Source organism: Pseudaminobacter sp. Soil_N_29 (assembly GCF_057656055.1).
Map to the genome: position 1 here is coordinate 161,309 of NZ_JBDGLC010000003.1, position 21,760 is coordinate 183,068.

11 protein-coding genes and 1 pseudogene are annotated in these 21,760 nt (G+C 59.5%); 3 read left to right on the forward strand and 9 right to left on the reverse strand.

Annotation, left to right across the window (positions count from 1 at the left end; genetic code table 11):
- Positions 1-2 precede the first annotated feature (2 nt).
- From pglX to AC3A4H_RS09485, 6 genes are all read right to left on the reverse strand, one after another.
- Entirely contained in the window at positions 3-3,521 is a 3,519-nt protein-coding gene (gene pglX, locus AC3A4H_RS09460; RefSeq protein WP_487766469.1) for a BREX-1 system adenine-specific DNA-methyltransferase PglX, read from the reverse strand.
- Complete coding sequence (gene brxC / locus AC3A4H_RS09465) at positions 3,521-7,075, reverse strand: BREX system P-loop protein BrxC (RefSeq protein ID WP_487766470.1); 3,555 nt, start codon at positions 7,073-7,075, stop codon at positions 3,521-3,523. Before brxC ends, pglX begins: the two co-directional genes overlap by 1 nt.
- Positions 7,076-7,081: 6 nt before the next feature.
- Complete coding sequence (locus tag AC3A4H_RS09470; RefSeq protein ID WP_487766471.1) at positions 7,082-7,690, reverse strand: DUF1788 domain-containing protein; 609 nt, start codon at positions 7,688-7,690, stop codon at positions 7,082-7,084.
- Complete coding sequence (locus AC3A4H_RS09475) at positions 7,690-8,268, reverse strand: DUF1819 family protein (RefSeq protein WP_487766472.1); 579 nt, start codon at positions 8,266-8,268, stop codon at positions 7,690-7,692. The genes AC3A4H_RS09470 and AC3A4H_RS09475 overlap by 1 nt, the downstream gene beginning before the upstream one ends.
- A gap of 307 nt (positions 8,269-8,575) precedes the next feature.
- On the reverse strand, positions 8,576-8,797 hold the full coding sequence (locus tag AC3A4H_RS09480; RefSeq protein ID WP_487766473.1) for a hypothetical protein: 222 nt from the start codon (positions 8,795-8,797) through the stop codon (positions 8,576-8,578).
- 307 nt (positions 8,798-9,104) lie between these two features.
- Positions 9,105-9,542 carry a hypothetical protein gene (locus tag AC3A4H_RS09485; RefSeq protein ID WP_487766474.1) on the reverse strand — a complete coding sequence of 146 codons (438 nt, stop codon included), beginning with the start codon at positions 9,540-9,542 and terminating at the stop codon, positions 9,105-9,107.
- A 1,987-nt stretch (positions 9,543-11,529) separates the two neighbouring features.
- On the opposite strand from AC3A4H_RS09485, the gene AC3A4H_RS09490 reads away from it, so the two are divergent.
- Genes AC3A4H_RS09490 through AC3A4H_RS09500 form a run of 3 tightly spaced genes read left to right on the forward strand, consistent with a single transcriptional unit; the run spans position 11,530 to position 15,524 of the window.
- The gene (locus AC3A4H_RS09490; RefSeq protein ID WP_487766475.1) at positions 11,530-12,291 is read left to right on the forward strand and encodes a hypothetical protein; all 762 of its coding nucleotides are present in this window, start codon (positions 11,530-11,532) and stop codon (positions 12,289-12,291) included.
- The gene (locus tag AC3A4H_RS09495; RefSeq protein ID WP_487766476.1) at positions 12,291-14,564 is read left to right on the forward strand and encodes a hypothetical protein; all 2,274 of its coding nucleotides are present in this window, start codon (positions 12,291-12,293) and stop codon (positions 14,562-14,564) included. Before AC3A4H_RS09490 ends, AC3A4H_RS09495 begins: the two co-directional genes overlap by 1 nt.
- A gap of 6 nt (positions 14,565-14,570) precedes the next feature.
- Positions 14,571-15,524, forward strand: a complete 954-nt coding sequence (locus AC3A4H_RS09500; protein ID WP_487766477.1) for a TniB family NTP-binding protein — start codon at positions 14,571-14,573, stop codon at positions 15,522-15,524.
- A gap of 3,874 nt (positions 15,525-19,398) precedes the next feature.
- Here the strand turns inward: AC3A4H_RS09500 and AC3A4H_RS09505 are convergent.
- The 3 genes and pseudogenes from AC3A4H_RS09505 to AC3A4H_RS09515 all read right to left on the reverse strand — a co-directional run.
- Positions 19,399-20,010: pseudogene (locus tag AC3A4H_RS09505) on the reverse strand (class I SAM-dependent methyltransferase); the annotation flags it as partial.
- 8 nt (positions 20,011-20,018) lie between these two features.
- Entirely contained in the window at positions 20,019-20,696 is a 678-nt protein-coding gene (locus tag AC3A4H_RS09510; RefSeq protein ID WP_487766478.1) for a pseudouridine synthase, read from the reverse strand.
- Between the two features lie 159 nt (positions 20,697-20,855).
- Complete coding sequence (locus tag AC3A4H_RS09515; protein WP_487766479.1) at positions 20,856-21,749, reverse strand: polysaccharide deacetylase family protein; 894 nt, start codon at positions 21,747-21,749, stop codon at positions 20,856-20,858.
- Between the last annotated feature and the right edge of the window lie 11 nt (positions 21,750-21,760).

A 21,760-nucleotide genomic window follows, 5' to 3' on the forward strand; every position in this document is an offset into this window, starting at 1 on the left:
GTTCAGTCGTCCACGTCGCTCAGGCCCTTGATCGGCTTCAGGGCGTTGCCGAACTTGGCGTAGTTCACCCTCACGCCGTCATCGAGGTCGATCTCGATCCTTTGGGTGGCCAGCGGGTAGAGGACGTCGCGCTCATAGGCGTCCAGTTCCTCAATGACCGTGCCGAGGCGCTCGATCTCTTTCAAAGCCCGGGTCTTCTCCGCCTGGCTGGCATCGGGGCTTATGCTGAGCGTTTCGAGCTGTGAGCGGTGTGCCGCGAGCTTGGTGCGGTAATCGCGCAGGTAGCCGTTCAGCACTGTGCCGACTGTGTCCGGCCGATAGCGGTGCATGTAGATGAGAGCATTGAAGCTGCCCTTGGGGCTGGAGAACATCCAGTAGATCGGCCGGTTCCTGTAGCGGCGCACGTGGCCCTCGTAGAAGTCCCGCAGGAAGTAGCGGCGGATGTCTTTTCCGAGCGCCGTTTCGATGAAGGCCAGGTTTTCGGCGAAATGCTCTTCGCCAAAAGTCACGCGCAGGAAACGACGGAACCGGTCGGCAATGTCGTCGGCGAACCAATCGCCGTCGAGCACGGGAAGCACATTGTCCCGATCCGGCAGGAAAGATGGCTCCGGAACGAGATTCAGATAGTCCTCGAAACCTTCGCCCTGATTAGCGAGGATCAGGCCAGGTGCGTCGAGGCTGTAGCGGCCGAACATGCAGCCAACGGCATACGAGAGGAACTCAGCCATAGTGTCGGTGAGCAGGCGAACTTCCAACTCTTCTTCATGCTTTTTGCCGTAGCGGTACGCGGGGTTACAGGTGAGGGTGATCTCGTTGAGCGGGACCTCGGGCGTTAATTCTTCTTGCAGACCATAAGCATCGATGAAGATGCGGTTGTTTTCCTCCTCCAGCCGCTGCATTTCGAGCGTCTGGTGACGCCAGTGGGCGCGCAGACGGGCATAAGAGCCTTCCAGCGTCTTTACCCTATAAGCCGGCGAGAGCAGCGGCGAGCTGGTGAAATCCCAGGAGGTTTCGTAGGCATCCCAATCGGACCGGCCAAGGCAAACACATCTTAGCGTCCGATCGGAAACAGAAGGGAGATGCGCACTGCGCTCTTCGTTGATGATCGGCAGATTTCCAACTGGCCCCTGATTGAAATCGAGGGTTGGTGCCAAGATTTTCAGGATCTCTGTAGCGACCGCCGAATTGCAGAATGCTGCAAAGTAGTTGATGTCTTGGTCTGGATTCGCAAACAGCACCGGTCCCTTCGCGTCAAAAATGGAGTTGTCAGTGATACGTCCATTAAACCGACCGCTAGTCAGGGCGGTCCAGCTCATCCCGGGTTTGAAGTAAAGCTGCCTTGAAGGAAGGTGGTTTCCCATACCCGAAAGGGCATCGAAATTCTCTTGGTCAAATGCAAGGACGTACTCATTGTTCCCATACCACTTCCGATAAGGCCCGCCCTTGTTGTGTGGAAACCATTTGTATCCGGAGGTGACTGCGCTCTTGTAGTCAGTTTGCGAGAAAGAAGTTTTTGCCCGAGCTACTTCGTGCCAATAGCGCATGAAGCGGTCATTGTCCCCAGAGGCAAGCCCTTGCCTCGGCTTGGTCAAGACACCAAGTCTATCACAGGTCTTAAAAATAGATCTCAAGGTACCTGTCACCCAATATGCAATTGGATAACCTGGAATGTGGCTAAAATCACTCTGGTTGATTACGTGCTTGTCGCCTGTCCTTAGTTTTCTCTCAAATATTACCCGTTTGTTGGCAGATTGCGCCGCGTCATTAAGATTAAAGAATTCCGCAGTATCAGTATCGCCATAAGCTTGAATAACAAAGGAGGCGGCTTGCGCAACCTTCGAGTTCATCTCGGGAAAACTGTTGTATCCGATCTGGATCAATGAGCGGATTGAGTGTATCTCGAGAATGTTTATTCTCAATTTCTCGAAAGACGACAGAAACATCCAATTCTGCATAGTCACCATGGCTGCGAAGCCCTTTGTGATGACTAATCTGAATGATCTTTCCATGAACATTGAGTAGAGATCTGTCTTGCTATCGGGAAAAATCTTTTTAGCCCAATTAGCGAGCGAGGCGTTCATGCCGCCACTTCCCATGTACGGCGGGTTGGCTAACACCACGTGATATCTCGGCGAGAGGGCCTCGGCCATCCGCAGCGCTAACTGCACCCGAGCATGGATGTCATGCAGAAATAGGTTGCCCTCGAACTGTTTCCCCGCAATCACTCGCGACACCTCAGCAACGTCTTCGAGCTTCGGTACGATCAGCGAGCCAAAGTTCTTGGCCTCGGCGAACTGGCCGAGGGTCTCGCGCAGATCGGCGCTGAACAGGTCGCGCCCGACGGCGGCGGTATATTCCGCTAGTTCCCCTGCCTCAAAGGATACGTTCTCAAGGACACAGATGTTGGGCTTCACATCCCTCCGGAAGAGCCTCCGCTGAACACCCCGCGCCTTCATCATAAGCGCAAATGCCGCAAGGGCACCGGCGCGCTCGTCGATCTCGATGCCGTGGAGGTTCTTCGTCAGGATTAGGGCGGGGATCTCGGACGTGTCGTATCCCTCCTCTTCATAGATCGCGTAGAGGAGGTCGAAGGCGTAGGTCAGCATGTGACCGGAGCCGCAGGCTGGATCGCAGACCTTGATCTCCTCCGGCGAGGCGATGCGCAGAAAATCCTTCTCCGGCTCTTCAGGGGCGATGTAGTAGTCCATCCGCTCCCGGAGGCGCGAGTTCGGGCGGTTTAGCATCCACAGACGGCCGAGCGAATTCTCAACCAGGTAGCGTACGATCCAGTGCGGGGTGAAAAGCTGTGTCGCGGCGGGGATGTTTTCGGGCGTGATCTTCTTGTTCTTCTTCAGCCAAGCGAACACCTCGTCCTTCTTCTCCGAGATGTAGAACTGGTAGAGCCACCCAATGATCTCGACATCGCGGCAGGCATCCTCGGTCATGACCTCCCGCATTCGGGCGAGGATGCTGTTGGCGGACAGGAGGTCGTCCGGCATCAGCAGCTCGGTGTAGTCGGCGATCTTCTCGAACAGGAACGGCATGACGCCGTGCCAGCCATTACAGGCGGCGACGAGCAGCTGCCGATAGGATTCGCCCTGCGGGTCCAGGCTCGGGGAGCGCCCCTCCAGAAGGGCGGAAACCTTTTGCCGAGTCGCGTTTGGCACGTCCTCGTCGATGTGGCCGGCGGAAGCCTCGGCGAGGATTTCGGGTCGGGTCTGCCCGTCCGCGGGCGAAACCACGCGAATCCTTGTGTAGCCGTTGACGTCCATGAAGCGGAGCGCCGAGAAGCGGTTGAACCAGGTGTAGGCGACGCGGTCGACGACCTGCTCCCGGCCATCATTGGCAATCTCCTTCTCCAGCTCTTTGACCGCCTGCGGCTGCTCGCGGCGGGCGGCGCTGCCTTCGGCCAGCACCTGGTCGAGCTTGGTGGAAACCTGCTCGATCAGCGTCCGGCGCGCGGCTTGGGCGAACTTCTTCAGGCTGGAAGTGTCGAGCTTCCTGGGGGCAGTGGCATCCATCAGACAGTAATCCTGTTGCCGCTGCGGATCTCCGCCAGCAGCGCTTTTCGCATGGAATTGAGGTAGTTTTCGACATCCGCCTCGTCGGCGAGGTAGGGCTTCGGAAAGGAGACCTTAACCGAAGCGCCGGCGATGAACCGAGGCGCCGGTGGCGGTGGTGCCGGGGGAGGAGTTGCCCGATCACCGAAGCCTCCGGTGGCTGAGCTGCCCTCGACAAGTTCCTCCACCGGTGCAAGTTTCGCGGCGAAGGCAGCCACGCGGGAGAGGAGCTGTGGATAGGTGGTGGTTCGGAAAGCGGCGACCCTTTCCCGCACCATGGCGATGAGGCTGGCGCTTTTGATGGTAGCCATCGCCGCATCAGCATCGCCAAGAATTGCCGCGCGTTCCGTCTCCGGCAGCTTGGAGAACTCGGGCAAGGATTCGAGTTTGGCCTTCAGGTTTGCGATCTCGGCCTTCGCCGCGGCGCGTTCCTCGGCAAGTCGGGCGTCCATTTCGGATCGCAAACTGTCCAGAGCGCCCTTGATCTGCTGGATGGCGCCACCCTTGAAGCAGCGAGGGCCGTCCAGTACCGCACAAATGCGCTCGGACAGCTCGGCGCCGGCATAGGCAAAGTTTGCCCTATGCTCGCTGAGGAACGTCCGCGCCTCATCATAGATCGTGCGCTGCGCCCCATTCCAGAACTTGCGGACGGGATCGAGGACCTCCTCCTTGAGGTCGGCCAGCCTGTCCTGGTGAAGGCGGAGATCGGTGAGATACCAGCCGGGAGCCTTTCCGGAAACGGCTCCGACCGCCTCGCGGACCGGCTCGAGTGCGGACACAAAGGGGTAGGAATCCTTGCGGGCCTCGTATTCTCGGATCTCGGTTATCACCTTCTGGAAGGCGTCCGCTGTTTCCTTGCCGAGAGCCTTGCCGTCGGTGCTGGAAGGCTGGGCATCGAAGAACTCGGTGTAGAACTCCTTGAGCTGCCTTACCTGCGCCGGCGAGAACTCCACCTGCGGTTCCAGAACGATGTTGCCTTGTGCCTGGGTATTCTTCAGGGCTCGTTCGAGCGCTGCGCCTTCGAGCACATTCGCATCCGATCTGGACTCGAGCTTGCCCCGAGCACACAGGCTGGCGACGTTGCAGAGAACGGCAGGGTAAGACCAGCCGTAGGGCTTGCGCTCGAACTTCTCCAAGACTGCCTTTACCGTCGTCCGGACACCAGTCCGGCTGTTGGCTTGGACGAAATTGAGGATTTCCTGCTCGGCCTCGGTCAGCCCCGCGGCATCCGACCCGAACAGGCCATCCTCGGCCTGCTTCAGATACTTGCCGATATCAGCCTCGGAGTAGGTGAGGCCCCGCAGCATTCCCAGATTGACGTGCACCTTGTCCACTAGGCTCTGGAAGGCGCGCATGATGCGCATCTGGGCATCGTCGCTGCGGATGTCGATCTCCTCGCCTCTGACAAAGAGCTGCGCCTCTGAAATCAGCGTCTTCAGCCTCGTGGTGAGGTCGCGGTAACGCGTCGCGTTCTGCTGCCCCTTCTCGCTGATGATCCTCTCGACAGTCGGCTGGTCGCTGACGGTGCGGTTCTGGCGGACATACTTGTCCGTCCGCTTGTACGTCAGGAGGTCGTTCATCAGCCTGCTGTCTGGCTTCAGCAGGACCGCTAGCTCATCCCGGGACATGCTCTGCATCCGTACCGTGCCGGGATTCTCGGCGTGCTCGTAGAAGGGGGTGAGCACGTTGATGGAGAGCTCGTAGTCGCGCCCGGCGAGCCGGTCGTCGACCTTCCTGGCGTAGGCATAGTCATGCCCCGTGGCGTCGTGCCGAATCTTTCTCGTCTTGACGATCGTGTCGAAAATCAGAGATTCGAGCTCTTGGGCAACCTCCGTGGAATCCACGGCGACGTTCTTGATCTCCTGCTCGATATCCTGCTCCTCATCGGTCAGGAATTCGTAGAGCTCTCCATTGCGCTGGATGTAAGTCTGCTGCTCGAGCACCGCGAGCGCGGCCTCGATGCTTTTGCGCAGCGCGGAGATGTCCTGGTCGAACCGCTCGAGCATCAGGATTGAGATGTTCCGGACGGTCGGCTTGAACGCGCGAACATATTTCACCAGGAACAGTGCCTTCAGCACCCGGACGGCGAAAGGATCCCCGAGGTTCCGCTCGGCCAGCTGGATCGATTGCTGGACACTCGACTTGAGGGCGGAGCGAATCCCTTCGAACATGAGGTCAAAGGGCGCGATGCCGCCGAGCTCCAGGTGCGCGATGTGAACGGCGACCTCCTGGAAGACACCGAGCATCGACCGCTCGCCCACTGAGCTGTGCCGGCCCTCAAAGGCGTTGTGCCCTGACAGGTTCTGGATGGCGAGCTGGAATAGCTCATACTGGTAGGGGATGAAGGGATAGCTCTGGATGAAATTATCCCGGTCCTTGAAGTTCTTGAACTGGATCGAACCGTCAGAGAAATCGAACAGCGTCCGAAGGTTGTTGGACTGTTCGTGGTACAGGTCGGAGAGTGTGCCGACGCCGTCCTCCGTCTTCTTTAGGAGTCGCTTCTGGATGACCTCGTCCACATTGGCGCTGGTCAGCGGCATTCGGTTGGCGAAGCGGGCCTGGATCTTGGAGAAGTCGTTCGCCTGGCTCTGGGTCATGTCGCCGATGACGGCCTTCATCTCCTGCTGTGCGGTGACGATGATCCATGCCCGACCACGGCACTTGGTGTTGAGGCTCTCGGCGATGGTCTGCAGGTTGGTCATCAGCTTGACGTTGTCGGCGATGTACTGCCCGACCTCGTCAACGAAGAAATTCAGCCGGAAGGCGGGACCCTGCCGGTCGATGTAATCCTTCACCTGCTGTGCGAAGTCCTCGATCGAGACCTTGTGGTCGCTGCGATACTTGCTGAGGATCCCCTCCGCTAATGCCTCATCGGCGCCGCTCGCCTCCGCATAGGCTTTGGCAATGGCGGATCCTTCGAGCAGGGCTTGCTCCCGGCCGCGCTCCCACACTTTCCCGGCGATGCGGGCATACGAATCCTTGAAGGCGGCATAGAGGCCCCGGCTGTCGAGGTCCCGTTCAAACTGAGCGATGTGGCCCTGCTTGCCGTAGTAACCGCACATCTCGTCGAACACCTTCTGGAACACCGACAGGAGGGCGTCGACCTGCGTCTTGCTGATGACGTCAGCCTTCTGGTCGATATTGAACAGGATGCTCTTTGAAGGAATCGCGACGGCGCGCTTGAGGTCGCCGCGCAGGATCTCATTGCCTGCGCATTTCTCCAGAAAGATGTCGAGGGCAGGCACCCCATCCACCTGGCGGTTCTCGAGAACGAGGGCCAGCATTTTCAGCAGGTGCGACTTACCTGATCCGAAGAAGCCGGAAATCCATACGCCGTTCGCGGTCTCATAGTTGTTGTAGGCGTCGAGAAACTGCTCCAGCCGCTTCTCGACCTCGTTGGTGATGACATATTCCTCGAGTTCGAGCCGGAGGCTTGCCTCGTCATCGGCTTTGATGACGCCCTCGATGGCGCGGTCGACTGGCTTCTCGAAGATTTCCCGGAGCTTGATCGTCATCGCGGATCACACCTCATAGTGGAATATGTTGAAGGCGCGGTAGTACTTGTCGTCATGTAGCCGCCCGAAGAGATCGAGCGAGGCGCCAGTAGCGAGCTCATGCGTATAGCTGCCGGGAAAGAACATGACCGTTGGCCGGTCCTTCGCCGTGCTCTGTAGGTTGTTCAGAACGTTGTGCGACCGGATGTAAGGGAAGACTTCACCCACTCCGGAGAGGAAGAGGACATCGTACTTCGTGGAGTTCAGCCGCTCGGCGATGGCGGGGATAAGATGGGTCTCCGGATCAAGGACTCCCTGAAGGAGCTCCTTAAGTTCAGCCTTCGATACAGAGGATTCAGCCTCCAGGATCTCGGCCCAGATTCCGCGATCCTGAAGCAGATGGACAGAAAGGTCATAGAGATCGATCTCAAGGACCGTCAGGCCACGGTTAGAGAGCTGGTTGGTCAGATGCCCGCGCTGGCGCTCCATCGCAACCGCATCTTCAGGGTCATACGGGCAAATGAAGAACGGGACTTCGTTCCCCAGTCCTTGCTTCTTGAGGAACCGATCGCTCGAGATAACCGTGACGAGATGGTCGAAGCGCTCTTTGGCTGTCTTTTTCCCACGACGCACCATTACGCGGCCCCAGCACGTTCGTCGGTGCCCGGCATCCATCGCAGCTCGGCCGGGGCGATCAAGGATTGGAGTCGGGGAGTGAGCAGCGTGCGTCTAATTTCGTCAGAAGGGGAGATGATGTCCGCTTCCCGCATCATCCGAAAAAGTACCTGCCGGAGCTTCGCCCGGGTCGAGGGGCGGATCGCTGCCAGGGCGGGATTCCACTCCGCCTTGGCCTCGAAGAAAGCATCAAAGGCGTCGTAGGAGAGATCCACACGAAAGGAAAGGAATCGCTCTCGGAGTACCTCGGTCGCGAATTCCGCGACGAATCGATAGGTTCTGCAGACGGCGAGCCACAGCAGCATTGCCTGTTCCTGCGGGGTTCCTTCGATGAGAAGATCGACTTCCTCATCAGACAACGACCGCAGCCGATCGACCATTTCGCGCACCGTGCGTTTGGCCGAACTTCCCGTCCGAAAAGCCAGAGTGCCTGAATTCACGATTTCGTCCCGTACGGCATCCCAATCCTTCAGTCGCTGAAAAAGCCTTCCGGCTTCAATGGAGTCGTTGCGGAAGAGTCCTCCGGTTACAAAGGACATGCGGTATCTGGACGTGGTTCTCGAGGGCATCAGGTTTCATCTGTTTTCGCGCAGGAGGGTCGACGTCCCAGCCCAAGGCCTGACGGTCGTGACATAGACGGTCACTGCTCCAACTGCGACTGCCCCCCAAGGTCATGCCCGGACATCGAATCCCATCCGCCATACTAGCTATTTGGGCACGTATGCCAAGCTTACAGAACTCAATGTCGCCATGGCCGCCCGAGCAGGACTTCGCGGCCGCCCCCTGCCGCAGCCATGTCCGTCACGCCGCCCGCGATCCCGATCTTCACCCCAGCCCGGAACGCGATCATAACGCATCCAGAATTGGCAGAAGACGGGTGAGAATATGGCGATCGAGCGTCGACAGGATCGTCAGGCGGCGATTGTTCACCAGCTGGATCATGGTCTGGCCATCGTCGCTAGCCACGGGCCGTAAGGCGAGGCTTCCGTCGAGATCGCCACAGGAAAAAAGCGTCTTGCTGCAAGGGGCCGCCCCGAAGCCCTCTGCCGGCGCCAGCGAGTCAACCATGATCACTGGTTCCTGGCGCCTGCAGACGCGGCCGAAAAGATCGAGGATTGGCAATGAGGGGCGTCTGCATGGGGCGATCGGGCATAAGCCAATCTCGCTGCTCAATCTCGATGGCGCTGCCAGCCCGCCATCGTTACAGGGCCGGGAAACGCCATCTTCCGGTGGTCCAAGCAAGGAGAGATCAGACCATAACCCCGCAAAATTCCACCTCTCGCTGGTCAAAATACGAGGGGACTTCAGGTTAAAGATAGGTTCCCGTCAAAGCTAGCTTGGCGTGTTGCCAAGCCAGCACCTGAAGCAAGTAGGCCTATGCGGACGCCGCAGCTAGATCGAGGCCAACATAGACGACCGAAGTCAGCGGTCCGCCGCCGCAGCCCATTCCGTGCTCCACGATTTCGAACACAAGCGGGACTTTCCCGATCTCCTGGACGTGCTCCTGAAGGATGCTGAAATCGTCCAGCTCGTCCTCATCTTCACCTGCTGCAAGAAGCTCTTGGCGCTGTTGGTCGATCTTCGCCTGTAGCTCGGGCCGGATGAAATCGAACTCCCCGACCTCGGGAATGTAGTGGAAAAGGACGGTGGGAATCTCAGCCCACTTTGGCTCTTCCACGATCGCAGGCTCGCCGGTGGCGGGATCATATCCGGATGCGACGATCGCGCCCGTGACGGGACACCGGATTGCGCACGGGTCGGCATCATCCCAGTTGATGGTGAAGAGGGCGTTCTCGAATGCGGATTCGCTCATGGTGAGTTTCTTCTTATTTGATTCGGGTTTCGAATTGCTATCGCGGCGATGCTCAGCGAGCAACGGGTCCCATGCTCTCCATGGCGTGACGCTGCGTTACGACACGAATGGAGCAGGACGGATATGATTGTGCTCTTGGTTTGCTCCTAAGGTCGTTGCGCCACGTTGTCATGGACGAAGAGGGCGACACCTGGTTCAAACTGAAATGGCGGCAAAGCGGACCTACGGGCGGGCGCTAATTTTGGGCGCTGCACGCTCATGGCCCTGGGGCATAGCCAGCGCAGCATCTCATTGCTCCGTGCGGAGCCAATATATCGGGCGTCGGCGTGCTGCTGAGCGCGCGCATGCGGGCTCCATGGCATGCCAGATAGGGTGGCCTGAAAAGGAGCCGTTCCCGGATGGGCCGCAGGGTTACGGCGCAGGTCATCGAGCCCATCATGCACCGCCTGCCTGACTGCCGAACGTGTTTTTGCAGTGGCCATATTGCTGTCCGCTAATCTTTTTGATCGCGCGTCACCGCTCAACTGTAACGCGCAATGATAACCCGAGCTCGGCGATGGCCAGAAGGGAGCCGTTTCAAGGAGGCCGCTCGTTTCACAAGGGAACCTGGCCTCCTTTTACTGCCCGTCCAGTGGCGCCCTGGGTTCTGCAAGACTGGGAGGAGATGCCGTTCTAAACGGCGTCCGCTTTCTCGCCTGCGAACTGATTGGATCTACATTTTGACGTGTGCTGACCGCGAGAGGCCGATCCTCGGTCGGCGGCCTGACTACCGCTGGGCTGCCCCCCCAGAAAGACACAAGAATAGCCCGCATCCGCGAGGGCGATTAGGTGGCGGATCAGCTTCCCGGGACGGGTATATCAGAAAACCAGTATCCGTCGTCCACGTGGCGAAACTCTTCAGCTTGCCACATCACCTTGCCTATCCGCCTAAGAGGATTCTTGCTCTTTAGAGATACCCCGTTGCGCGTCAGTTCATCCTGAATCCGCGCTCGGCTTAATGGCCGACCTGCACGCTGGAGGGCATCGTTCGCCGCTTCCCTGATCAAAGTGGCATCGCTGTGTGCTCGGCTCCGCCGTTGGCGACCCGCGACGGTCGCGTGCCGGGTTCGACGCTTTTCGGAAGGCGCCTCGTCGAAAGGAGCTTCCGAGTTCTGTTCGGGAAACATCCGACTTAGTCGCTCTCGAGTAGCTTTGATCTCCTCGCAAATCCTGCGGGCCTCGTGCAACTCGCTCTCCCGAGCTATGATGTCTGCCTCAAGCTCGGCAATTTCTACATTGAGCCGAGCCAGGGTTCTTTCACGGAGGTCGTTGCGGGGGCGATGGGTGCCTTTTTGAAGACGCGCTTGAGGAGCCATACCGAAATTGCTTGCAAATGGAACCCATGCAGGCTAAAATTCTTGCCCTTCAGTGAAGGTCGCCCCGCGGCTACGGGACGACCTCCGGACCTTACCCTAGTCTTCACAACGGAGGGCAGGCCACAATGATCCTCGTACTCTAGCACAACCCCTGACTCGGCGCCAGTCGCTCCACTCGTTGCGGAATCCTGATGGCGACACAAGGAATCCTTTGGCTTGGGGGGCGGAAGTCTTAATCCTTCCGGCCCTTTGAACGTTTAACAGGTTCTCAGGCGCGGGAATCCTTCGGTCCGTCACGGAGGCTAGGAAACCCTATGGCCGATTTGACATCCCTGTTACGCGAGGGAGTGGTCGCCCGGATCGTGGGATCGATGGATGGCGGATCCCTTGGGCAAATAATCAAGGGGAGAGCTCACAAGCCCACGAGTGCACTCGTTTACATCGAGGGTGATCGCAGAGCCGTGCCCCCTCCCGTCGAAGCCGCCCATGTCTCGGAAGCCACCGCCGCCAAAATTCTGCAAGGGGTCGCACGCTCGAGGTTGCGCCAGCAGGTGGCCCCTTTGCACCTTGCCCTCGTCGCTGTGCTCTATCGCGGAGTGTAACCCATGACCCAAATAGGACGCACGCACCGGTTGGAACGTAGGCTCTTGGGGGCAGCCGCCATCCTGTGGCAGACCCGGAGCGAGGGGTCGATTCGAACGATAATAACGGGACGCAGCTTCCACCCGACTGGCAGATATATCAGCTACAAAAACGCGCGCGCCTATCCATGGGAATCCCCCTACGAGGAACTTCTCCTCATGTGCTGCGAGGCCCATCCCGATGTCTCCGGCTACGTCGCCCAGCCGCACATGCTTGAGGTCTTCCGGATGAAAGACGAGAGCTACGAATATTACCCCGATCTGCGGGTGGATTTCGCAGATGGAAGCGTGACAATCGTGGAAGTGAGCTCTGTGAACGACACGCGCAAGCAGGAGCCCGAATATTCCGCGAAGTTGGCGAGGTGCCGCCAAGTTTATGAGGACCTGCTCGGTTGGAGCTTCGAGGAAATTCCCGGCAAATCCATCAAGCGCGATCCCGCCTTCCCCAACCTGATCAGAATCGAGAGCGACAAGAGGACGGCGACCTGTATCGCGGACGAGTTACGGATTTTTGATCTAGCGATGGTTCGGGATCCGTTCACGTACGCAGAGGCCTGCGAGGCCTTGGGTGGATTTCCCAGGGGCGCGCAGGTGCTCCATTCGCTTATGGTACGGGGCTTAGTAGAGATTGAGGTTTTTAAGGGTACCATCAATGTCGACACTCCGGTGACATGGTTTGGCGCGAAGCGTCGACCGGGATTGCGGACGCGGGGGAGCCCCCGTCGTCTACCGGGCATGCAGGTTGCGGGCTGATGAGTCTCGAGTTTCGGTTCGTCACCCAGACGCAATACGACATAAATGGCGTAAGATACGAATACGTCGAGGCATACGACGCGGAGCGGAACAACCCCGGATCAGGTGAGGAGAATCTTTACTTCTTCCGCCATGCGAAGACGCGCTGCCAGGAACGCTTCACCGAGTCTGAGATCCGGCGCATCAAAGACAAAATCTGTGAGCGAGGTGCTAGCCTCCGCGATCCGTCGGTCGTCAGGCCGACTCCCTTAAAGCCGTCGGAGCGCAGGATCCAGGCGTTTCTACAAGCCTACGACGCTCGTCCATTCGCCCTGAAGAAGGACCGCATAGAGCCTTTCCTTCAGGATCTCGGGGAGATCCACCCCGATTTCAAGCCGCCCACGATACGGACATTCAAGGTGTGGGTCCGGGAACGGGGGGAGACGGGGCGTCGGTATCCCTCGGACTACAGGGATCTCCGCGGCCGTCATCGCAAGCGGTTCCACCCCAAGCTGGTCGAGTGGGCCCTTAGATACGTAGTTCTCCAGTATTACGCCGCCCGGTATCGGCAGAAGTGCGACGCTCACGCTCGGCTCGGAAAGTTTGTCGTGACGCTTAGGGGAAGGACGCTCAGGTTCGAGGGTGACGAAGCGGCAAAAAGGATAAAGGTGCCGGGACGCTCTACAGTCTACGCCGCTATTGCGCGAGCGAGGACAGCCGATCTCGTCGAGATGAAGACCACGAACCGCGAGGCAGTCCCGGAGCGCGGGGTCCGGGAGAGCCTTCCCGAGATTGTGGCCCACCTCGACGTGGTCGCGATCGATTCGACCGTTTGCGATACCTGGATAGTTTTCATCCCCGAGCTGATGTTGTTTCTTAGGCGCCCGGTGATCGTACTCGCCATAGACGCATGGTCGGAATGCGTGCTTGCCGTTCTGGTAACCTGGTACGATGACATTGAGGCCGTATTCCTTGCAATCAAGATGTCTATCGAGTGCAAGGAAGGCCTGATCGCTGGCCGCTCTCACCTTGAGGGGCTCGACGTGTTTGGTGCGTCGAAGTGCTATCTCGTGGACAACGCGCTCTGCCAGACCGGGAAGAGTTTCCAGGACGCCCTCGCGGACGTGGGTTCCTCGGTTCATTGGGCACCCAAGGAGAATCCGCAATACAAGCAAATCGTGGAGCGGACCATTGGTTCGCTGAAGTCCCAGTGCCTTAAGAAGCTCCCGTGCGGAATTCCCTATTCGGCGGCTGTCCTGCGCCGGCTGGGATACGATCCAAAAACTGACGGAAAGCCCATCCTCTTAGACGTATTGCAGGAACGCGTCTCGGACTGGGCTTCAACCCACAATCTCTCGATCAGCCCGGGACATCACCTTTCCCGGAAATTGGTGTGGGACGACTCGGTGGCCCTCCATGGTTACGAATACTTCTGCGATCTCGACTTGCTGGATGATACCTTCGGGATCGCTCTGCCGGTGACTGTTCGCCGGACGGGGGTCAAGCTAGAGGGTTTGACCTTCCACGATCCTGACGTGATCACGAAGCTTCTAGACTCAATGGGAGGTGTGGACGCTCCCGACGACTTCCAGGTCACTCGGCGAGGGAGGCGTGGCGCAGGCAAGCCGCCGACCGCCAACACCAAGGCGAAGGTGACTTGGTCGGATCTACGCTACATCAGGGTCTATGATTACGTCCGCCAAAAGTATGAGCGCTTGCCGTGCACACTTCGCCTGCCGAACAACGTCGCCCTGAACCGGGCGTTTGTCGAGGAATGGCGGAGGTTCGCAAAGGAGCATCAAATGGGGTTCCGAACTGACGAGGAGATACTGGTGGTGCGCGATGCATACAATCGTCGCACCGAAAACAGCGACATGACGCGGAGGATCGAAGCCTCCCGCAAGACTATGCAGCTTGCCGCTGAACAAGGGTTGATATCGGGCCGCACGGCGGTCTGGAAGGGGATTGCGGAACCCGGCCCCATGGCCATGCGGCCGGTGGGGTCCGTCGACCTGGAACCGCTTGCGCCGCATCGAGAAAGTGACTTCCGGCCGGTGGTCGGTCCGCGTCGGGGCGGGCGGACAAAGAAGTCTGGTGCGAGTGCACGCAGCTCGAAATCGTCCAGCGCAAACGAGTCCCCCACGGGAAAGGACCCTGGAAGTGCAGCAAGGCGCGCACGTTCCGAAATGAATGTCGATGCTGCAAAGGAATCTGCGCTCCAACCAGAGCGCGAAGACGAGTCCACAGAGTTGGACCCGCATACCAAGCTCCTTCTGAGGATGCTTTATCGGTGATGATCGATGAAGAATATGCTGTCCCATGAGGAGATCGGCAGGCGCATCGCGGCGCTCGAATTGGCATATGTGCCCAACCCGATCAGCACGGCGGTAATCGAAAGCCTGAAAGGCTACCGAGAATACGTACGTGCGCGGTCGAAAATAATTGCGCAGATGCCGGCGGCGCGGCGGCGCGCGTTGAAGGCCCACATTAAGATCCTTCCGATCCTCGGATCGTCCGGCACCGGGAAGTCCACTGCGTTCCGAGAGTTCATCCAGTCCACGACAACGGATGACGATGAGGAGCAAGGCCTGAGGCCGGTCCTCGAAATCCAGCTTAAAGAAGCCGCGACTCCACGAACGATGTTCAGCGACGTCCTAGATTCCTACGGGGACGAGATGCACGATCGCGGAACAAAGCAGACTCTGATGCGCCGCGCCCACCTCTATAGGGTTGCTGCCCGTACCGACACGTGGATCTTCGACGAAGTGAACCACATGATCGACAAGGACACCGCCAAGACTCGTTGGGCGGTGGCAGAAAGCTTTAAGTCTCTCGCGGAGAGTGGCGTGATAGGTATCGTGCTTGTCGGGCAAGAAAACGTCAAAAACGTCATTCAGAACAACAAGCAGCTCGGCAATCGCTGCAAGAAGCTCGTTTGGTTCGGCCCGATCAACCTGAGGGATGCGGAGATGATTCGGATCGCGAAGGTCTTTTTCGGAGCGTACTCCCGGAAGATGGTGGAACTGGGCGTCATCGACGACAGGCCGGATCTAGAAGGAGAGTTCTTCGGAGACATCGCGGATGTATCGCGTGGACGACTTGGGACAGGCTGCATCTACGTCCAGGAGACGACGGAAATTGCCTTGAGGGCCGGGGCGACGAAACTGACGCGCACCCACTTCGAAGCCGCGAGAAAAACCTGGGCCGACGCCCATGACATCATGTCGCGACAGGACCTAAAGAACAGCCGATGACATTCCTGAGCCCCATCGACGCAACCTGCGAATGGCGATGGAACCGATCGCGCCAGGGACTCCGGCTTATATCTGATCCCATTGCGGGTGAAAGTCTACCGGGATGGATAGCGCGCTCCTGCGCCCTCAACGCCGTCCCCGACGTGGCATCAGCACTCGCCAGCCACGGCATCCACTGTCCCCGGATCACCCGTCTGGTGGTGCCACGTCCTTGCGAGGCAGAGCTTCTTGACCTGGCGCTCGGCGCCGCTTCGGGCAGAACCGTTCTGCTCGCCGGAAAGGTGACTGAGCCGATCCACTCTGACACGTTCTGTGTCAATGGCATCACCGTCCCCGCCGGACATTGCGAGAGAAAGCTGCGACGCTACTCTCCGGCCTCGCTTCGGAGTTCAGCGCACCATCGGGCAACTTGGCTGCTCCGCACGATACCGATGTGCCCCGAGACGTGGCAGCTACTCCAGTCACGATGCCCTGCATGCGGGCGCAAACTTGGGTGGACCCGAACTGAGGGCATCCCCAATTGCGAGTGGTGCCGTGAGAATGGCCGTTCCGTGGTCGATCTACGCGATTCACAAGGCGAGGCGGCACCGGTAACCGACGGCGAGGCGATGAGTTGGGTTTGCGGACTGCTGGCGTTTGATCACGAAAAGAGGGAGGCGGCATGCGCCGTCCCATGCGACGAACTGCGCCGCCTCGGCGCCAGCGGCCTCTACCGATTGCTGGTGGCCATGCATCGTCTGGCGGCAATGATCTATGATGGAGCTAACCCACCCAGACCAATTCGGATGCAAGCGCCGTGGACATGCGACGATCTCGAGCGGGCAGCCCGTCTCCTGCTTGGCTGGCCAACCTCTATCACTCGGCTCGCAGACGCTGCCCGCTGTCGGGCCGAGTCGCGTCCAGGCGCCGTCGGAATCGTCAAGGAACTAGGCCCCGTCCTCGATGCGTCGCGATATGCCTTCCTTCCGTCCGCCGCCAAAGCCCTATTTAGGCAAGCCGTTGCTCGCGAACTCGAGAGATCAGCGGATGAGCTACCCGGAATCCAGCGGTTCGGCCGCGTGCCCCAGCACCCGGAATACGTCACCTTGGACAGAGCCGCCGCCGAGATGAGGGTTTCGCTCCGCACGGCCGGTCGCCTCTCGCGTGCGGCTGGTGCGGATGCGATCGTTTTTCACGGCAGAAGCCGTGCAAGATATAAACTGGCCGTTCGTAGCATGCGACGGATATGCGATCGACTAGCAGACGTGGAACCTGGTCCGGAATTGGCACGCAAAATTGGGATTCCCGTGGAAAGCACGAGCGCCGTGGCCGCGATCGTCGGCATCGAGCCTGCGTCCTGGGAAGTCTGCTCCGTTAGCGGGAACCGCCGCCTCTTTAGCAAACACTCTGTCGAGGCATTCGTTTCAAACTTGGTCCGTGGCGCAACACAGCAGGATATCGAGGAATGGCCGAGTGTCCGCTCAATCTCGACGATGTTCCCTTACCTCCCAGGGGGAGCCGGTTTCGCTCTCCGCGCCGCGGCCCATGGGACTGTGCCATGCGGCCGGACTGGCGAGACGGACTCGCTCATTGATGTCCTGCGCGTAAGTCCCTCCGATGCGTTCTCGGCCGTTCGAGGCGAGTGGATCCGTCACCTAGAAGAGCAAAATCTTCCATCTCAGGTCGACTCTGCTGCAGCTTGCATCATACTCTGCTGCTCGCTCTCGACCCTCTATCGGGTCATTGCAGCCGGGCTACTGGCTCGGCTGTCGCAGCATTGTCCGCGCTACGATGTGAAGGAATTGCGTGCCTTTAGAGCGCGCTACTGCACTGTGGGGGAGGCGGCGATGCTGATGGGAGTCGCCCCAGTTACCGCGTGGCGCCTTTTCGATGCGCTTGAGGGCGTGGAGGCTTATCGACTGCCGGGCCGGGGAACGCTACTTGGCCGATCGATCGTGACAACCTTGACGCGCGGCGGGGACCGCTGCGTGCCGGAGGAAGCAGGCACAGTCGTGCTTGCGCATTGAGGTTCCGGTGCCCACCGACGACGAGACTCGAAACTTCTTGGCCGAGATCTCATGCGCACAGCTTGTGCGGAGATTCAGCGGCGACGCATTTGCGTTGTCGACCGTTCCGCAGCCGGGCGAAAGCCTGCAAGGATTCGTGGGACGTTGCCTCGCACTCAATGGATATCAAGCCCTCGAGGCGGTCGCCCCAATGCTCGGGCACCGGCGAGGGCGAAGATTGGGCTGCAGGAGATGGAGTGATCGGGAAATCTCGGAGCTAGAGCGTGCAACAGGCGTGCACGCAGGCGTCTTGTTGGCGGCGTATAGGATGTTTTCAGATCAGGGCACGTTTTGGGTGGAATCGTATGGTGCCGTCGTCCCGCTTGCTCACGCATCGTTGCACACGCGTCACGTCTCTTCGGCGTCATTGCGCCGATCCCCTCACCATAGGGCGGCCTGGGCGTTTCGAGCTCTCCCGCTTTGCCCCGAAAGCAGGGAACTGCTCATAGAGAACTGCCCCGGATGCGGGTCTCCGCTTCGCTGGGCAGAATTCATCGGCATATGCCGTTGCCCCACTTGCGCAAAAAACGGCGAAGACATCGACCTACGCGATCTACCTCTCAGACCTGCCGAGATTACAGACGAAAAAGCGATAGACTTCTTGACCGGCTTTCTAGGACACGATCTGGATAAGCGCCAGAAGGCTATGTCTATGCTCCCCATGGAACTTTATTGCTTAACCAGCCGGGCGATATACATCGTCGGATACCACATGGCTCAATTGCTCATGTCACCCGAGCATCCTGAATTGAGTACCAGAAATGGACTAAGAAGGATCCCGAACAGTTGGGGGGTGCGCGAGGCGGAGATAATGGCACGACAGATACTGGACTGGCCAAGAAGTTTATTCCGTTTGTGCGATAGTTTTCATATGGCGCCAAAAAACAAGAGTGGTAATCGTAAGAAATTTGGCAATTTATATAAAATTGAGTACTATAATACTCTTGAAGTGCAACAAGTATTCCTCGACGGATTTTTACAATATCCTGCAGCGGCTCGGGCGCGGCGATCTGCTCCAAGCGGCAAAGATCGGTGCGTCGACTAACGCTTTGGACTTGTTCGTCAGCCGCAAGTGCAAGGCCGCGAAGCAGGTCGTTGAGCAGCGTGGCTTACGCTGTTCGACAGTCGAGAAGCGATCGAATTTTTCGCTACCACGATTTTCAACGGGGGATCAGGTCGGCATAAGGCCGCGAGCCGAGATCAGGAAAACGTTTGGTCCTGTAACCGTCGGACAGGCGTGAAACTCTCGGGTATAACTCGGGAGTCGAAGGAAAAAACGTTTGCTCACCCGCAAGAGCCATGATGGAGCGCGGCCCGCGACACGTTCAGTCCTTTATAGCAAACGCACGAGTGACGACGTCCCGCAAAAACCGTATCTCGCAGCATGGATGCCCCGGTACCCTCAGTCGAAGCAATCAGACATGTGGCCTCTGATTGAGTGCTGCCAGCAGGTTAGTGGATGCATGCGGAGCTAAGCGGGAAATTGAGCCAGGATTTGCATTTCTAAGTCGGACAGCGGCGCGAACCCCTAAAGATTTCAATGGGGATCGAGCAACTCTAAGCCGGAATTTATATGTTGGCACTGCCGTCGCCACGTTGCGTCTTCCAGCTAGTTTGCGCCCCAAGATCCTGGCGAGCGCGAGACGGCTCGAGGTTTAGCATTTTGCGGCCCGTTTCCGTGACGAAGTTGATCCGATCGGAGATCGGTCGCGCCGGCGGGACGGTTTTTGAGGCCGCCTCATGCTCTTTCAGGGACGAGCGGGGTGAGCTGGTTGAGGCTCTTGCGCACCGCAGTGCTCGGCTTCCTGAACCGATGGGGTCGTTTTCATGATCCTGGCTTTCACGAAGACGTCGTAACGAGTGCTCTTTCCCAAGATCTGATGGGACGGTTTCGGCAGCACCGGCATCGGTTCCGCACGCAGGGGCCACTTGAGCACCACTCGGTTGCGCGCGGTCTCCAGGGCGACCTGCATCAGTTGCGCGGCGTCTGGATCGGTGCCGACGATTTCGCGGATCAGCCGCATCTCCTTCTTCACCAGGGCCGTATTGTTGCGTGGCGGGTGCATCGGGTCGACCAAGACCACCTGCGGGTTCAGTTGAGGCAGCAGGGCGCATGAGTCGCCATGGATCAGCGTCATGCGCGCAACCGTTTCGGCATACCGCCCCCCTTGCGCTCGGGCGCGATCGAGCCCCTCGGCAAGGAGGTCATGCATCGTCAGTGAGCGCTCGATGAGGGTGACGCGCGCACCAAGCGACGCCAGGAAAAACGCGTCACGGCCGAGGCCGGCGGTAGCGTCCACAATTTCCGGAACGACGCCGCGCGAAAACCCGGCGGCTTTCGCCAGAGCCTGCCCACGCCCCTCGCCAGAGCGAAAACGGTGACCGGTCGCGCCGCCGACGAAGTCGACGATCAGGGATGTTGTGTCGAGGTTTTGCGCCATCGTCGCTCTCAGAACGGCACGGGGGCGGTGAAGGTGACGTCCGAGCCACGGGGATGACGAAAGCTCAGTTCTTCGGCGTGGAGCAGCAGCCGGTCTGCGGCCGCCAGAGCCGCGCCGTTGGCATAGAACTCGTCGCCCAGGATCACGTGACCCAACGCCTTCATGTGCACGCGCAACTGGTGTGTGCGTCCGGTCAACGGGAAAAGGCGCAGGCGCGTGGTGTTCTCGCCGTATCCGAGAACGCGCCAGCGCGTTTGCGCGGGCTTGCCGTGCTCATGGTCGACGCGATGCCGGGGTTTGTTGTCGGGGTCGATGGCCAAGGGCAGGTCGACCAATCCTTCCTCATCCTGGACCCGCCCCCAGACCTCGGCCACATAGGATTTCTCGGTGGTGCGCGCCTCGAACTGCGCCGCAACCGCGGCATGGGCCTTGCGGTTGAGCGACATCAGCACCAAGCCGGACGTGTCCTTGTCCAGTCGATGAATGATTAGGGCTTTCGGAAATTGTTCCTGAACGCGCGTCGCCAGGCTGTCTGCGAGCGCAGGGTGGCGTCCGGGCACGGAAAGAAGACCGCTCGGCTTATCGAGCACCAGAAGGTCTGCGTCGCGATGGAGGATCGAGACGTAGGGTTCCCGCGGCGGATTATAGACGGGAAAGGCATCTGATAACGAATTCATGGCGGCCATATATCATGGAATTGAGCCATGCGGAAAACGGCGTGGCCGCCGACTGCCGGTATTTGCACGTGGTTAGAGAAGCCACGGGGGTGTCATCGGGCGCGCCCCGGACCAAGGGTTTTTCAGGTGACGCGCCGGCCAGCGGGAAGCCCGCCGGCGCGTCGATGGTCACTTGCCTTCGCGCAGGCCTTCGGCGGCATAGGCCGCGATGTCGGCATGGGTGGCGAACCAGACGTCGTCATGGCCGCGGATGTGCCGGATCAGCTCCTCCAGGATGGAGATGCGCGAGCGGTAGCCGATGACATGCGGGTGCATGGTCAAAAGGAACAGGCCGCCTTCCTCATAGGCGCGGTCGAACTCGCGGCGGAAGATGTCCAGCACGCCGGAGGGCGCCATATAGGGGCGCAGCGCAGTGAAGCGGTTCATGTTGAAATAGACCGCGTCGTCGCGAATCCACTCCACCGGGAGCTCGACGATGCCGGTCGGCTCGCCGTTCTCGACGATCTCGTAAGGATCGTCGTCGGCCATCAGCGACGAGTCGTAGAGCAGGCCCAGCTCGCGCTGGATCTTGAGCGTGACGCTCGAAAAATCCCAGGACGGCGTGCGCATGCCGACGGGGCGAACGCCGGTGATCTTCTCCAGCGTGTCGGCGGCGCGGAAGTGCAGGTCGCGCTCGTTTTCCGGCGGCACCTTGGTGTTGAGCTCGTGGATCCAGCCGTGCAGGCCGATCTCGTGCCCCTCGGCGATCACCCGCCGCTGCTCATCGGGATAGAGCAGGCCGACCACGGCCGGCACGAAGAAGGTCGCCTTGATGTCGTTGTCGGCGAGCGTCTTGAGGATGCGCGGGATGCCGACGCGGTTGCCATACTGGCCCTGCGACATGCGGCCGATGGATTCGCCGCCGTCGCGCAGCTCGTTGCTCTCATGGTCGCTGTCGAAGGACAGCGCCACGGCGCAGCGTGCGCCGTTCTTCCAGGCCTTCGGCTTCAGCGAGCGGCCGGCCCGGATCTTCTCCACCTTGCCGCGCCAAACCGACTCGTCCCACTGCCAGGGTTCCATCATTCACCTCGTAT